The organism is Crenalkalicoccus roseus (assembly GCF_004761865.1).
Classification (GTDB): Bacteria; Pseudomonadota; Alphaproteobacteria; order Acetobacterales; family Acetobacteraceae; genus Crenalkalicoccus; species Crenalkalicoccus roseus.
Genome location: NZ_SJDM01000003.1, coordinates 88,662 through 103,937, shown reverse-complemented (window position 1 = coordinate 103,937; position 15,276 = coordinate 88,662). Strand labels below are relative to the sequence as shown.

Sequence of the window (15,276 nt, the reverse complement as noted above, 5' to 3'; positions counted from 1 at the left end):
CTCCCTACTCCGCAGCCATCGGCGTTGCCGGCGATATGTAAGTGCGCGCGCATTCCGCCATGACATCGGAAGCACGGCTGATCACGTCAGCCTGCCAGTAATTGCTGATCGGCATCACGAAAGGTGCATCGGAGAGCGCCGACAGATCGCCCGCAGGCCCACGCCTGTCTTCGCAGCCGTGCCGTTCGAGGCCACCTGCCACACTAAAGGCCGGATTGATCTCCACAAGCCGCGCTCGCACGCTGACCAGATTGTCGTAAGGCAGGCGCCGACCAAGCACCTCGCTCATAGCACGAATGATCTTCCAATCCTCGCGCGCCTCTCCGGGAGGATGGACGGCAAGCCTGCCATGCTGCACGCGCCCTTCGGTGTTTACCCAGGTCGCATCCTTTTCCGTATAGGCAGCGCCAGGCAGTATAACGTCGGCTCGCGCTGCTGCGGCCTCGCCATGATGACCCTGATAGATGACAAAAGTGCCTTCAGGGATCTGCTCAAGCTCGATTCCATCGGCGCCGAGCAGCCACAGCGCCTCGATCTGCGGATGAAGCCCGCTTGGCGGCGGCACAAAACCAAGATCGAGAGGAGCAACCTGCCCGCCGAACAGATGCAGCAGGTTGAAGCCATGCCAATCTGGACGGAGCATGTTGTTCTCTGCAGCCACCTGCCAAGCGGCCGCCAGGACCGCGGCGCCATCCGGACGACGCAGCGCTCCACGGCCGAGGATGAGCATTGGTCGCTCCGCCTTGCGCAGCATCTCGTTGAAGCGGTGGCCACCTCCGGCGAGTGCACGCAGGGTCGCCCCGCCCTCCCCCAGCCAATCATGCGGATAGGTGAGGTCAAGGCCACGCGGCCCGACGAAGCCGATCGGGAAGCGTCCCGCTATCATGCGCTTGCGTATGCGCGCGTTCAGAACCGGAGCCTCCTGGCGGGGATTGCTGCCGATGATCAGCAGCGCATCCGCTTCCTCTATGCCGGGAATAGTGGTGTTGAAGGTGTAGAAGTCGCGGCGGGAGGCATCAATCGCGGCACCATCCACCCGGCACTCCAGATTGACGCTGCCGAGCGCCGCCATCAGATCCTTCAGCGCCACGATCGCCTCGGCGTCCATCAGGTCGCCGACGACGGCGGCGATCCGGTCGCCCGACATGCCCTTCAGCCGGGCGGCGATGGCGGTGAACGCCTCACTCCACGTCGCTGGTACCAGACGCCCGTCACGGCGAACCCAGGGCCGGTCGAGCCGACGGCGCTTCAGCCCATCGAATGCGAAGCGGCCACGGTCGGCGAGCCATTCCTCATTCACCTCGTCATTGATGCGCGGGAGGATGCGCAGCACTTCACCCGCACGCGTGTCCACACGGATATTGGCGCCCACCGCATCCAGCACATCAATGCTGTCGGTCTTACGCAGCTCCCAGGGACGCGCAATGAAGGCATAGGGCCGGCTGGTCAGCGCCCCAACCGGGCAGATGTCAATCAGGTTGCCGGACAGCTCGGAGGTGATCGCCTTTTCGACATAGGTGCCGACCTCCATGGCCTCGCCACGGCCGGTGGCACCAAGCTCGGGCACTCCCGCAACTTCGGTGATGAAGCGGATGCAGCGCGTGCAGTGAATGCAGCGCGTCATGATCGTCTTGATCAGCGGCCCGACATACTTGTCCTTGACCACCCGCTTGGCTTCCCGGAAACGGGAGTGATCCATGCCATAGGCGAAGGCTTGGTCTTGCAGATCGCACTCGCCGCCCTGGTCGCAGATCGGGCAGTCGAGAGGGTGGTTGATCAGCAGGAACTCCATGACGCCGCGACGGGCATTGCGCACCATCGGGCTGTCAGTAAAGACCTTCATGCCGTCCGCCACGGGATAGGCGCAGGAGGCGACGGGTTTTGGTGCCCTCTCCACCTCCACCAGGCACATGCGGCAGTTTCCGGCAACAGAGAGACGCTCGTGGTAGCAGAAGCGCGGGATCTCCTTTCCTGCCGCCTCGCAGGCCTGCAGCACGGAGGCGCCGTTCGGCACCTCCACCTCGATCCCGTCAACCGTGACTTTCACCATCGCGCGCTACTCCGCGGCCATAGGCAGTGTCGGCTGCGGAGAGCCGCGTCTCGCCTTGTAGGCCGCAATGCGTTCTTCCATCATCGGGCGGAAGTGGCGGATCAGCCCCTGCACCGGCCACACACCACCATCGGCAAGCGCGCAGATGGTATGTCCTTCGATGCGGCGCGTCACATCCTCAAGCACATCGATCTCTGCAAGTTCGGCCCGCCCTTCCACCATGCGGTCCATCATGCGCTTCACCCAGCCCATGCCCTCGCGGCAAGGGGTGCACTGGCCGCAGCTTTCATGCTTGTAGAACTGCGACAGGCGGGCGATCGCCTTGATCAGGTCGGTGGACTTGTCCATGACAATCACCCCCGCCGTGCCGAGGCCGCTCTTCACCTCGCGCAAGGCGTCGAAGTCCATCAGGACGGTGTCGCAGATCTCTTTTGGGATCAGCGGCGTCGAGGAACCGCCCGGGATCACCGCCAGCAGATTGTCCCAGCCGCCGCGTACCCCACCCGCATGGCGTTCGATCAGCTCGCGCAGCGGAATGGACATTTCCTCTTCCACATTGCAGGGCCTGTTCACGTGTCCCTGGATGCAGAAGATCTTGGTGCCGGAATTCTTCGGCCGGCCGAAGGAGGCGAACCAAGCGGCCCCGCGGCGCAGGATTTCCGGCACCACGGCGATGGTCTCGACGTTGTTCACCGTGGTCGGCGCGCCATAGAGCCCAACGGCTGCCGGGAAGGGCGGCTTCAGGCGCGGCATGCCCTTCTTGCCCTCCAGGCTCTCGATCAGCGCCGTCTCCTCGCCACATATGTAGGCGCCAGCGCCACGATGCACGTAGAGGTCGAAATCCCAGCCGCTGCCACAGGCGTTGGGGCCGATCAGCCCGGCTTCATAGGCTTCGGCGATCGCCGCCTCCAGGACCAGGCTCTCATTGTAATACTCGCCGCGAATGTAGATGTAGCCGGCATGCGCGCCCATCGCTACGCCGGCCAGAAGGCAGCCCTCGATCAGCGTATGCGGATCGTGGCGGATGATGTCGCGATCCTTGCAGGTGCCAGGTTCGGACTCGTCGGCATTCACCACCAGGTAGTGCGGCCGCCCGTCCGACTGCTTCGGCATGAAGGACCACTTCATGCCGGTCGGGAAGCCAGCGCCTCCACGGCCGCGCAGCCCGGAATTCTTTACCTCCTCGATGATCCAGTCGCGCCCCTTGGCGATCAGCGCCGCCGTACCGTCCCAGTTGCCGCGCCGGCGCGCCGCCGGCAGGCGCCAGTCCTGCAGGCCGTAGAGGTTGGTGAAGATGCGGTCCTTGTCGGAAAGCGCCATGACCCTATTCCCCCGGCACGTCGAGCAGCGTCGTGCGCTCGCCCGCCGGCGCGCTGGCCTGCCGCCCGATGACACTGCCCGGCCTCGGCCGCTCGCCGCGCTTCAGCGCCTCGATCAGGCGCACCGTGCTCTCGTAATCCAGGTCCTCATAGTAGTCGTCATCCACCTGCAGCACAGGCGCGTTCACGCAGCCGCCGAGGCATTCCACTTCGGTCAAGGTGAAGAGGCCGTCGGCGCTGGTGTCGCCATAACCCTTCAGCCCACCGGCATCCTTGCAGGCGCGCAACACCTCGTCCGATCCCCGCAGCCAGCAGGGCGTGGTGCCGCAGACCTGCAGGTGATGCTTTCCGATCGGGCGGGTGTTGAACATGAAGTAGAAGGTCGCAACCTCATAGACGCGGATCGGCGCCATCCCGAGCCGGGCGGCGACCACATCCATCGCCACCCGTGGCACCCAGGCGCTTCCGGTCTGCCGCTTCATCTGCCGCTGCGCGATGTAGAGCAGCGGGATCACCGCGCTGGCCTGCTTGCCCGGCGGATAGCGGCGGATGATCTTCTCGATCTGCACCTCGCTCTCGGCGTCGAAGTGGAAATGCGCCGGCTGCTCCGGATGCTCGGAATCCGCGGCGTGGGAAGCGCCCCAGCCGCCGCCAATCTCAGGCCCTCCCTGACCCTCAGCGCCGCTCACCGGTCAATCTCCCCGAACACGATGTCAAGGCTGCCTATGATCGCCACCGCATCGGCCAGCATGTGCCCCTTCGAGAGTACGTCCATGGCCTGCAGATGCGCATAGCCGGGCGCCCGGATCTTGCAGCGGTAGGGACGGTTGGTGCCATCCGCCACCAGGTAGACGCCGAACTCGCCTTTCGGTGCCTCCGTCACCGTATAGGTCGCGCCGGCAGGCACGTGATAGCCTTCGGTGTAGAGCTTGAAGTGATGGATCAGCGCCTCCATCGAGCGCTTCATCTCCGCCCGAGGCGGCGGCACGATCTTGTTGTCCGCAATCTTCACCGGCCCCGGCTTGAGGCGGTTCAGGCACTGCTCGACGATCCGGAGACTCTGCCGCATCTCCTGCATGCGTACAAGGAAGCGGTCATAGCAGTCGCCATGCCGGCCAACCGGAATGTCGAAGTCGAGTTCGGCGTAGATCTCGTACGGCTGCGCCTTGCGCAGATCCCATGGCAGGCCGGAGGCGCGCAGGCACGGCCCGGAAAAGCCCCAGGCGATCGCCTGCTCCGCGCTCATCACCCCGATGTCCACGGTGCGCTGCTTGAAGATGCGGTTCTCCGTCAGCAGCCCCTCAAGATCGTCGAGGAAGCGCGGGAACTGCCGCGTCCAGACCGCAATTCGCTCTTCAAGGGCGGGCGGGATGTCGCGCGCCACACCACCGGCGCGGAAGTAGTTGACATGATAGTGGCTGCCGCCCGCGGCCTCGTAGAACTCGAGAAGGTGCTCGCGCTGCTCGAATCCCCACAGCGCCGGGGTGATAGCTCCGCAATCGAGAGCGAAGGTGGTGACGTTCAGCAGGTGGTTCAGGATGCGGGTCAGCTCCGCGAACATGGTGCGGATGACCCGCGCCCGCTCGGGGATGTCCTGCTCGATGCCGAGCAGCCGCTCCACCGCCAGCACGAAGCTGTGCTCCATACACATGGGCGAGACGTAGTCCAGGCGGTCCATGTAAGGCATGGCCTGTAGGTACGTCTTGTATTCCATCAGCTTCTCGGTGCCGCGGTGCAGCAGGCCGATATGCGGATCGGCACGCTCCACCACTTCGCCCTTCATTTCCAGGATCAGGCGCAGCACCCCGTGCGCCGCCGGATGCTGAGGGCCGAAATTGATGGTGTGGCTGTCCACCTCCACCGTCCGGGTCGTGGAAACCTCGGTGGCGGAAGCGAGAGCGGCGGGATCCGCGGTTGCGGCCATCGGCCCTGCCTCGGACGCCATGTGCGAACTGCCGCTCACGGCTCGGGTCCCTCGATGCGGTTCAGGTGCACCTTCTCGTCCCCCGGCAGGGTCGTCATGCCTTCCCAGGGGGAGAGGAAGTCGAAATTGCGGAAGTCCTGCGTCAGCGACACCGGCTGATAGACCACCTGCTTGCGCTCCTCGTCGTAGCGCACCTCGACATAGCCGGTGAGCGGGAAATCCTTGCGCAGCGGGTGCCCCTCGAAGCCATAGTCGGTGAGAAGGCGGCGCAAATCGGTCTGCCCCTCGAACACAATGCCATACATGTCCCAGGCCTCGCGTTCATACCAGGTGGCGCAGGGCCAAAGCGCGGCAACGGAAGGCACGGGCGTCGCCGCATCGGTCCGCACCGTCACCCGGATCCGCTGGTTCAGCGACAGGCTCAGCAGGTTGTACACCACTTCGAACCGCTCGGCGCGCTCGGGCCAGTCCACGCCGCAGAGGTCCATCAGCTGCTCGAAGGCGAAGCGAGGATCGTCGCGCAGCAGCGCCATGGTCTGCAGCAGATGCTCCCTGCGCACGCGCAGAACCAGCTCGTGCCCGCCGCGCTCAAGCCGCACCTCCTCCACGCTTCCTTCGAGGAGCGCCTCACGGGCGGCCTCACCCAGTATCCGCAGCCGCTCGGCATGAGCGGCCGGTGCGACCGCGCCTGCTTCGGCCGCGCTCTTGATCACTTCAGCCACGCAGGATGGTCCCCGTCCGCCGGATCTTCTTCTGCAACTGCAGAATGCCGTAGACCAGCCCCTCGGCCGTCGGCGGGCAGCCCGGCACGTACACATCCACCGGCACGATGCGGTCACAGCCCCGCACCACGCTATAGGAATAGTGGTAATACCCGCCGCCATTGGCGCAGCTGCCCATGGAGATCACCCATCGCGGCTCGGCCATCTGGTCGTAGACCTTGCGCAGGGCCGGGGCCATCTTGTTGGTGAGCGTCCCGGCGACGATCATCACGTCCGACTGGCGCGGCGAGCCGCGGGGAATGATCCCAAACCGGTCCAGATCGTAGCGCGCCATGTAGGCATGGATCATCGGCACGGCACAGCAGGCGAGGCCGAAGGTCATCGGCCACAGGCTGCCGGTACGTGCCCAGTTGACCACCTTGTCGAGGCTGGCGACGACGAAACCCTTCTCCTCGATCTCGCCGGTGATTCCCCTGACAACCGCATCCTGCGCCGGGCCAGGCGGCAGATGCTCGCGGTTCCAGGCGATGGTTTCGCTTTGTGCCCTCATTGCTTTCTCCAGCGCCGGCGCCGTCATTCCCAATCCAGGGCGCCCTTGCGCCATTCGTAGATGAAGCCGATGGTCAACACGCCCAGGAAAGCCATCATTGACCAGAAGCCGAACCAGCCAATGTCCCCAAGGGCCACCGCCCAAGGAAACAGGAAGGCCACCTCCAGATCGAAGATGATGAACAGGATGGCAACCAGGTAGAAGCGCACGTCAAAGCGCCGCCGGGTGTCATCGAAAGGCTCGAAGCCGCACTCATAGGCGGAGAGCTTTTCCGGATCCGGCTTCTGCCGCGCCAGCAGCAGGCTGCCCCCGACCATGGCCAGCGCAATGCCGCCCGCGATCGCCAGGAACACCAGGATCGGGAAATAGTCTGCCAGCAGCGGTTGCGTCATGCTTCGTCGCGTCCCTTCAGGCGGCCGAGCAGCTCTTGGCGGGCATGCGGGCCGTCACGCCGATGCTCGCGCGGGTCGAGCGCAGCGCCGGAGGCTACGAGCCGCGCCTGCCTCGGACGCCGGCATGCCGCAGCGCGGCGTGCGCGGACATTAGCCGCGCCCCGCCCGCTCCGCCATAGGGGGCAATCGCCCTTAGAGGCGATATCTGATCCCGATGGGGCGCAACGAAAAGGCCAGAAGCGGCGACGGCGCCATCCCTGCCCGGGCTGGCGCCGCCGATCGAAACAATGCCGCGTGGCGCGAGTGACGGGGCTCGAACCCGCGACCTCCGGCGTGACAGGCCGGCGCTCTAACCGACTGAGCTACACCCGCCCGCGACAGGAGCGGGCAAATAAGGGCTGCCAGCCTTGCTGTCAAGGCGGGGTGGCACGACAGGATTTGGCCCGATTTCCTGCCCCCCAGGGAGGCCTGGGCGCTGACGGATTCGAACCGCCGACATCCTGTGTGTAAGACAGGCGCTCTACCACTGAGCTAAGCGCCCCCGGAGCCCGCCACAGCATGATCCATCGGGAGGGATCGTGCTTCCACATCCCTGCCGAGCAACTGAGCCACCGCTCCGACGAGACCGCCTTCGCGGATCCGGCGTCGGAAACGGAAAAGCAAGAAGCCGCGGATGGCAAGCCCCCGCTTCCTGGTTCCGAACGGTGGAGCAACCAGCCGCGGGGGCCCGCGGCAGCGTCTAGTTCACCGCTTCCTTCAGGCCCTTGCCGGCCTTGAAGCGCACGGTGATGCTTGCGGGGATCTTGATCTCCTCCCCGGTACGGGGGTTGCGACCCTTGCCGGCCTTGCGCTTCGAGGTCGAAAAGGTTCCGAAGCCGACCAGCCGGACTTCCTGCTTCTTCTTCAGCGACTTGGTGATTGCCTCGAACACCGCGTCCACCACGTCGCCCGCCTTGGCCTTGGGCAGATCCCCCGCCTCGGCGACCACTGTGATCAGATCCTGCTTGTTCACGAGGAAGACCCCCCTTCCTGAGGACACGCGCTCCAAGGCTGCGTGAGGCGCCCCGGACGATTCCGGGCGCGAAACCCGGAGTGACTGTATTCAGCAGGATTTGCACGCGTCAATCGTGGCAGGGAGTTCGACCCGGAATTCCGGGCGAACCCGCGGTATCAGCGCAACGCCGGCGGCGCCGAAGCGCCGCCGGACCGCCGCCTCTACCCTCAGTGCGGCAAGGCTGGCTGTTGCCCGTCTGCATCCTTGCCGAGCGGGGCCGCGGGCTCGGGCGGCTCCGCCCATTCGATCGGCTCGGGCGCACGCACCAGCGCCTTCCCAATCACCTCATCCACATGGCTGACAGGAAGGATGGTGAGCCCCTTCTTCACATTGTCCGGGATCTCCGCCAAGTCCTTCTCGTTTTCCTTCGGGATGAAGACGGTGGTGACGCCCGCGCGCAGCGCCGCCAGCAGCTTCTCCTTCAGGCCGCCGATCGGCAGCACGCGTCCACGCAGCGTGATCTCGCCCGTCATCGCCACGTCCTTGCGCACCGGAATGCCGGTGAGCACGGAGACGATGGAGGTTGCCATGGCGATGCCAGCGCTCGGCCCGTCCTTCGGAGTCGCGCCCTCCGGCACGTGCACGTGGATGTCGCGCCGTTCGAACAGTGTCGGCTTGATGCCGAAGCTGGTGGCGCGCGAGCGCACGTAGGACATGGCGGCCGAGACGCTCTCCTGCATCACGTCGCCGAGCTTGCCGGTGTGCTGCACCTTGCCCTTGCCCGGCACCATGACGCTCTCGATGGTCAGGATCTCGCCGCCCACCTCGGTCCAGGCGAGGCCGGTGACGACGCCCACCATGTCCTCCGCCTCGGCCTCGCCGTAGCGGAACTTCCGCACCCCGGCGTACCTGTCGAGGTTCTTGCGGGTGATGGCGACCTTCTTCGCCTTCTTCGAGACGATCTCCTTCACCGCCTTGCGGGCGAGATTGCCGATCTCGCGCTCGAGGTTCCGCACCCCGGCCTCGCGCGTGTAGTAGCGCACCAGATCCCGCAGTGCGTCCTCGGAGATGGACCACTCGCCTTCCTTCAGGCCGTTCGCCTCCGCCTGCTTGGGGATCAGGTGGCGCCTAGCGATCTCGACCTTCTCATCCTCCGTGTAGCCGGGGATGCGGATGATCTCCATCCGGTCCATCAGCGGCTGCGGCATGCGCAGGCTGTTGGCGGTGGTGACGAACATCACGTCGGAGAGGTCGTAATCCACCTCCAGGTAATGGTCGTTGAAGCTGGCGTTCTGCTCCGGGTCCAGCACCTCGAGCAGCGCGGAGGACGGATCACCGCGCCAGTCGGCGCCGAGCTTGTCAATCTCGTCGAGCAGGAAGAGCGGATTCGAGGTCTTCGCCTTCTTCATGCCCTGGATGATCTTGCCCGGCATGGAGCCGATATAGGTGCGGCGGTGGCCGCGGATCTCCGCCTCGTCGCGTACACCGCCCAGGGACATGCGCACGAAATTCCGCCCCGTCGCCTTGGCGATGGACTTGCCGAGCGAGGTCTTGCCGACACCGGGGGGGCCGACCAGGCACAGGATCGGCCCGCGGATCTTCGGGCTGCGGCTCTGCACCGCCAGGTACTCGATGATCCGCTCCTTCACCTTCTCCAGGCCGTAGTGGTCGGCGTTCAGCACCTCCTCGGCCTTGAGGATGTCGTTGCGGACCTTGCTCTTCTTCCTCCAGGGAATCGAGAGCATCCAGTCGAGGTAGTTGCGCACCACCGTCGCCTCGGCGCTCATCGGCGACATGGTGCGGAGCTTCTTCAGCTCCGCCATCGCCTTCTCGCGCGCCTCCTTGGACAGCTTGGTGGCCTTGATGCGTGCCTCGAGCTCGGCGGCCTCGTCCTTGCCGTCCTCGCCCTCGCCGAGCTCCTTCTGGATCGCCTTGAGCTGCTCGTTCAGGTAGTATTCGCGCTGCGTCTTCTCCATCTGCCGCTTGACGCGGTTGCGGATGCGCTTCTCCACCTGAAGGACGCCGATCTCGCTCTCCATGTGCGCGAAGACCTTCTCGAGCCGGGCCGCGACGCCGGCGGTCTCGAGCAGCTCCTGCTTCTCTGGAATCTTGAGCGAGAGATGCGCCGCCACCGTGTCGGCGAGCTTCGCCGGCTCCTCGATCTGGTTGATCGAGACCAGCACCTCGGGCGCGATCTTCTTGTTGAGCTTGATGTACTGCTCGAACTGGCTGATCACGGTGCGCGCCAGCGCGTCCGTCTCCTGCGGCTCGCCCACCTCCTCCTCGATGGCGGTGGCGTAGGCCTCGAAGTGGCTCTGCGTCTCCTTGAAGCCGACGATTCGCGCGCGCCGCCCGCCCTCGACCAGCACCTTCACCGTGCCGTCGGGCAGCTTGAGGAGCTGCAGCACGGTCGAGACGGTACCGACCTGATAAAGGTCCTCCGGGGCCGGATCGTCCTGGGCGGCGTTCTTCTGCGCGACGAGCAGGATCTGCTTGTCATCGCGCATCACCGCCTCGAGCGCGCGCACCGACTTCTCCCGCCCGACGAAGAGCGGAACGATCATGTGGGGGAAGACAACGATGTCGCGCAGCGGCAGCACGGGGAGGAGTTCGCCGCGCACCGGCTGCAGGTTCTGTTCCGCCATCGGGACCTCACTGAAGGACAGTCGGCGCGCGGTCCGCCCCCGGGGAACGCCCGGTCTGCGGCACGGCCCGCGGCGCCGCGGGGATGCGGGGGAGATGGGTCCGCGCGCACCCCCCAACAAGATCTTGAAAACCGGGGCGGGGCTGTCCCCTCCCCGGCACCGGCCGTATCAAGCCGAGCTCTGCTCGGCCGCCCGCTCGCCATAGATGAAGAGGGGGCTGGCCCGGCTCTCCGCCACCTCCCGGTTCACCACCACCTCGTCCACGTCGTCGAGGCCGGGCAGGTCGAACATGGTCGAAAGCAGGATCTGCTCCATGATCGAACGCAATCCGCGCGCCCCGGTCTTGCGCTGGATCGCCCGCGCCGCCACCGACCTGAGCGCGTCCTCGGTGAAGGTGAGCTTCGTCCCCTCCATCTCGAACAGCCGCTGGTACTGCTTGACCAGGGCGTTCTTGGGCTTAGTCAGGATCTCGATCAGCGCCTTCTCGTCGAGGTCGTCGAGTGTGGCGATCACCGGCAGGCGGCCGATGAACTCCGGGATCAGGCCGAATTTCAGCAGGTCCTCGGGCTCCACCTCGCGCAGAATCGCGCCCGTGCGCCGCTCATCGGGGCTGCGCACCTCGGCGCCGAAGCCGATGCCGGAGCCCTTGCCGCGCGCGGCGATGATCTTCTCAAGCCCCGCGAAGGCGCCGCCGCAGATGAACAGGATGTTGGAGGTGTCCACCTGCAGGAATTCCTGCTGCGGGTGCTTCCGCCCGCCCTGCGGCGGGACGGAGGCGATGGTGCCCTCCATGATCTTGAGCAGCGCCTGCTGCACGCCCTCGCCCGACACGTCGCGGGTGATGGAGGGGTTGTCCGACTTGCGGCTGATCTTGTCCACCTCGTCTATGTAGACGATGCCCCGCTGCGCCCGCTCCACGTTGTAGTCGGCAGCCTGCAGCAGCTTGAGGATGATGTTCTCCACATCCTCGCCCACGTAGCCGGCCTCGGTCAGCGTGGTCGCGTCGGCCATGGTGAAGGGCACGTCGAGGATGCGCGCCAGCGTCTGGGCCAGCAGCGTCTTGCCGCTGCCGGTCGGGCCGATCAGCAGGATGTTGGACTTGGCGATCTCGACGTCGTTGTTCTTCGCGCCGTGCGCCAGCCGCTTGTAGTGGTTGTGCACCGCAACGGAGAGCACCTTCTTCGCGTGTTCCTGGCCGATCACGTAATCGTCCAGGACCTTGCAGATCTCCTTGGGGGTCGGCACCCCGTCGCGGGACTTCACGAGGTGCGTCTTGTGCTCCTCGCGGATGATGTCCATGCACAGCTCGACGCATTCGTCGCAGATGAACACGGTCGGTCCGGCGATGAGCTTGCGGACCTCGTGCTGCGACTTGCCGCAGAACGAGCAGTACAGGGTGTTCTTCGAGTCGCCGGACTTGCTCATGGGCACTCCCCGCCCCCCGCTCGGCCGGGGTGCCGGCCGTGAGGGGCGCTGGTCAGGACTGTAGCCCCCCTGTCATCAGGGGGAAAGCTCCGTGCGGGCCCGGCCCGGCAGGCGGGCGGCGGGCGCCGGGGCGGGACACCGGTACCCGACAGGGCGGGCCTCAGCTCTTCGCCTCGGCGCCCGGCGCGGCGGGACGCTGCTCGACCACCTGGTCGATCAGGCCGAAATCCCGGGCCTCCTCGGCCGACATATAGGTATCCCGCTCCAGCTTGCGTTCGATCGCCTCGATGGGCTGACCCGTGTGCTTGACATAGATCTCGTTCAGCCGCTGGCGGAGCTTCAGGATCTCCCGGGCCTGGATCTCGATGTCGGTGGCCTGCCCCTGGGCGCCGCCAGAGGGCTGATGCACCATGATCCGGCTGTTGGGCAGGGCAAAACGCTTGCCCTTGGTGCCGGCGCAGAGCAGCAGCGAGCCCATGGAAGCCGCTTGGCCGATGCAGACCGTGCTCACGGGGCTGCGGATATACTGCATCGTGTCATACATCGCGAGGCCGGCCGAAACCACACCGCCCGGCGAATTGATGTAGAAGGCGATATCCTTGTTCGGATTCTCGCTCTCCAGGAACAGGAGCTGGGCGCAGATCAGCGAGGACACCTGGTCGTAGACCGGGCCCGTCAGGAAGATGATGCGCTCCTTCAGCAGACGCGAATAAATGTCGTAGGCACGCTCGCCCCGGGCGGTCTGCTCGACCACCATCGGAACGAGGTTGCTGTTGTAGAACTCGACCGGATCACGGTCCCGCATAGGTCATGCCTTTCAGTCGCAGGGGCGCAGCCGGCACGCGCGGCCCGAATGCCGCCAGGGTCTCCGGCCGGCCTCGGATCGGCCGCCACGCCGCCCCGCCCGGCGGGCGGAATCGCCCGGCCCCGCTAATGTGGGGCAAGCGCCAGCGCACCGGAAGGGCTGCCGCGCCCGCTGTGACCACTCGATACCGTCCCGTGACGGCCTGAACCGCCGGCCATGCCTCGCCGCAGCCGGGCGGCTCAGGCCGCCGCCCCCCCGGAGAGTTCCTCCGGCGACACGGTCCGCTCCGTCACCTGCGCCAGCTCGAGCATGAAGTCCACCACCTTCTCCTCGAAGATGGGGGAGCGGAGATTCTCGGCCGCCTGGGGGTTCCTGCGGAAGAACTCCATCACGGCCTGCTCCTGGCCAGGGTAGCGGGCCGCCTCCTGACGCATCGCCCGGCCGAGCTCCTCGGCGGTGACCGAAATGTTGTTGGTCCGGCCGATCTCGGACAGCAGCAGACCGAGGCGGATCCGCCGTTCCGCGATCCGGCGGTAATCGGCCTTCAGGGTTTCCTCATCCTTGCCCTTGTCGTCCTCGTCCAGCCGCCCGGCCTTCAGGTCGGCCTCCACCCGCTGCCAGATCTGGGCGAACTCGGCCTCGACCATTCCCTCGGGCACCGGGAAGTCGGCCCGCTCCGCCAGCGCGTCGAGCAACGCCCGCTTGATCCGCAGCCGCGACAGGCTGTCATACTCCTTCTGAAGCTGCTCACGCAGCGCGCCCTTCAGCTTCTCCAGGTCGTCGAAGCCGAGGGACTTCGCCAGCTCGTCGTCCAGGGCCGGGGTGACGGGCCGCTTCAGGGCCTTGGCGGTCACCTCGAAGGCCGCCTGCTTGCCGGCCAGCTCGGCGGCCCCGTAGCCTTCGGGGAAGGTGACGCGGATGGTCCGGGTCTCGCCGGGCGCCATGCCCTCCAGCTGCTCGGTGAAGCCCGGGATGAAGCCCTCGCCCGCCACCTCGATCGGCATGTCGGTGGCCGAGCCGCCGGGGAAAGGCTCGCCCGGCGTCCCATCCTCGCCGATCAGCCGGCCGGTGAAGTCGCAGACCAGCACCTCGCCCCGGGCGGCGGGACGGGCCTCCTCGATGTCTTCCAGGCGGCGGTTGCGCTGGGCGATGGAATCGAGCGCCTTGGCGACCTGCTCCTCGGTCGGCTCGGCCTTCAGTCGCTCCAGCGCGATGCCGGCGAAATCCGGCATCGGCACCTCAGGCAGCACCTCGAGCTCCATCTTGAACTCGAGATCGGCGCCCTCGGCGAAGTTCACCAGCTCGATCTTCGGCTGCAGGGCCGGGCGCAGGCCGCGGTCGGAGACCACCTGCCGGGTGGCGTCATTCACGCTCTCTTCAAGCACCTCCCCGGTCACCGCCTGGCCGTAGCGGGCGGCCACCACCTTGGGCGGCACCTTGCCGGGGCGGAAGCCGGGCAGGCGCAGCTCGCGGCCCAGCCTGTCCAGCCGCTCGGCGCGCTTGGCCGCGATATCGCTCGCCGGGACCACCACCTGGTAGGCCCGCTTCAGCCCCTCATTCGCGACCTCGGTCACCTGCATCGTCGTCTCGCCCACTTTCCAAGGGGGTCAGGCCGGGGGTGGTGGTGCGGGCGGAGGGATTTGAACCCCCACGGCTTGCGCCACCGGAACCTAAATCCGGCGTGTCTGCCAGTTCCACCACGCCCGCGTGGCCCACCCGCAGCCGTGAAGCGGCGCCTTTAGCGCAGGCCGGACAGGGTGGAAAGCCGCCCCCCGAGGCGCCATCCCCGGCCGTGCGAAGCCCCGCCCCATGGCTGGGGCGTGACCCTCGAGGCTGGCGCGCAGCCGTCACGGAAGCCGTGGCCTTCGCCGGGCATCAGACCATGCGCAGCAGCAGGTCGTCGCGGCGGATCGCCTGGTGGTACACGACCCCGCCCAGATGGGCCACCAGCAGCGCCGCGATGGTCCAGCCGCCGATGATGTGCGCGGTCTTGAGCCACTCGGCCAGCCACTCCACCGGCTCCATGAATTTCGGGAAGTGGATGAAGCCGAGATAGGCGGTCTCCCCCCGCATCGGGAAGCCGAAGGCGTTGGTCATGAGGAAGCCGAGGACGGGCTGCAGGATCAGCAGCGCGTAGAGGGTGTTGTGCACCCCGTTGGCCGCGAACCGCAGCGGCCGCGGAACATGCGCGGGCAGGGGCGGCGGCGGGTGGCGCAGGCGCCAGGCGAGGCGGGCGATGGCCACGAACAGCAGGGTCAGCCCCGCCGATTCGTGCAGCGCGTAGAACGCCATCTTGTCCTCGTCCCGGACGAACTTGATCAGCGGGCCGACCGGCAGGGCCACCGCCATCAGCGCCACCGTGACCCAGTGGAACCATTTGGCGGGGGTGTTGTAGGGCGTCGCCGCCTCCGGCCCGCGTGTCCTCTCCGGTATTCTCGCCTCCGCCATCG

13 protein-coding genes and 3 tRNA genes are annotated in these 15,276 nt (G+C 66.6%); all 16 read right to left on the bottom strand.

Annotation, left to right across the window (positions count from 1 at the left end; translation table 11 throughout):
- Nucleotides 1-4 precede the first annotated feature (4 nt).
- The gene (gene nuoG / locus ET526_RS04365) at nt 5-2,050 is read right to left on the bottom strand and encodes an NADH-quinone oxidoreductase subunit NuoG (protein ID WP_135466452.1); all 2,046 of its coding nucleotides are present in this window, start codon (nt 2,048-2,050) and stop codon (nt 5-7) included.
- A 6-nt stretch (nt 2,051-2,056) separates the two neighbouring features.
- The gene (gene nuoF, locus ET526_RS04360; RefSeq protein ID WP_135466451.1) at nt 2,057-3,370 is read right to left on the bottom strand and encodes an NADH-quinone oxidoreductase subunit NuoF; all 1,314 of its coding nucleotides are present in this window, start codon (nt 3,368-3,370) and stop codon (nt 2,057-2,059) included.
- Nucleotides 3,371-3,374: 4 nt separating this feature from the next.
- Entirely contained in the window at nt 3,375-4,025 is a 651-nt protein-coding gene (locus ET526_RS04355) for a complex I 24 kDa subunit family protein (RefSeq protein WP_135466592.1), read from the bottom strand.
- A gap of 29 nt (nt 4,026-4,054) precedes the next feature.
- Nucleotides 4,055-5,293: an NADH-quinone oxidoreductase subunit D gene (locus ET526_RS04350; protein ID WP_135466591.1), complete on the bottom strand. Its 1,239-nt coding sequence runs from the start codon at nt 5,291-5,293 to the stop codon at nt 4,055-4,057.
- Between the two features lie 35 nt (nt 5,294-5,328).
- On the bottom strand, nt 5,329-5,943 hold the full coding sequence (locus ET526_RS04345) for an NADH-quinone oxidoreductase subunit C (RefSeq protein WP_275668631.1): 615 nt from the start codon (nt 5,941-5,943) through the stop codon (nt 5,329-5,331).
- 64 nt (nt 5,944-6,007) lie between these two features.
- Complete coding sequence (locus ET526_RS04340) at nt 6,008-6,565, bottom strand: NuoB/complex I 20 kDa subunit family protein (RefSeq protein ID WP_135466589.1); 558 nt, start codon at nt 6,563-6,565, stop codon at nt 6,008-6,010.
- A 23-nt stretch (nt 6,566-6,588) separates the two neighbouring features.
- Nucleotides 6,589-6,957: an NADH-quinone oxidoreductase subunit A gene (locus ET526_RS04335; RefSeq protein ID WP_135466450.1), complete on the bottom strand. Its 369-nt coding sequence runs from the start codon at nt 6,955-6,957 to the stop codon at nt 6,589-6,591.
- A gap of 295 nt (nt 6,958-7,252) precedes the next feature.
- A tRNA-Asp gene (locus ET526_RS04330) sits at nt 7,253-7,329 on the bottom strand.
- A 97-nt stretch (nt 7,330-7,426) separates the two neighbouring features.
- Nucleotides 7,427-7,498 (bottom strand) — tRNA-Val (locus ET526_RS04325).
- A gap of 198 nt (nt 7,499-7,696) precedes the next feature.
- Entirely contained in the window at nt 7,697-7,969 is a 273-nt protein-coding gene (locus tag ET526_RS04320) for an HU family DNA-binding protein (protein WP_135466449.1), read from the bottom strand.
- 209 nt (nt 7,970-8,178) lie between these two features.
- The gene (lon, locus tag ET526_RS04315; protein WP_135466448.1) at nt 8,179-10,596 is read right to left on the bottom strand and encodes an endopeptidase La; all 2,418 of its coding nucleotides are present in this window, start codon (nt 10,594-10,596) and stop codon (nt 8,179-8,181) included.
- Between the two features lie 168 nt (nt 10,597-10,764).
- Nucleotides 10,765-12,021 (bottom strand): ATP-dependent Clp protease ATP-binding subunit ClpX, encoded by a 1,257-nt coding sequence (clpX, locus tag ET526_RS04310; protein WP_135466447.1) that lies wholly within the window; start codon nt 12,019-12,021, stop codon nt 10,765-10,767.
- A gap of 160 nt (nt 12,022-12,181) precedes the next feature.
- Nucleotides 12,182-12,826: an ATP-dependent Clp endopeptidase proteolytic subunit ClpP gene (gene clpP, locus ET526_RS04305; RefSeq protein ID WP_135466446.1), complete on the bottom strand. Its 645-nt coding sequence runs from the start codon at nt 12,824-12,826 to the stop codon at nt 12,182-12,184.
- 239 nt (nt 12,827-13,065) lie between these two features.
- Nucleotides 13,066-14,406: a trigger factor gene (gene tig, locus ET526_RS04300; RefSeq protein ID WP_135466445.1), complete on the bottom strand. Its 1,341-nt coding sequence runs from the start codon at nt 14,404-14,406 to the stop codon at nt 13,066-13,068.
- Between the two features lie 42 nt (nt 14,407-14,448).
- A tRNA-Leu gene (locus ET526_RS04295) sits at nt 14,449-14,533 on the bottom strand.
- Nucleotides 14,534-14,701: 168 nt separating this feature from the next.
- Nucleotides 14,702-15,274, bottom strand: coding sequence for a cytochrome b (locus tag ET526_RS04290; protein ID WP_158295490.1), 573 nt, complete (start codon nt 15,272-15,274; stop codon nt 14,702-14,704).
- Nucleotides 15,275-15,276: the final 2 nt, after the last annotated feature.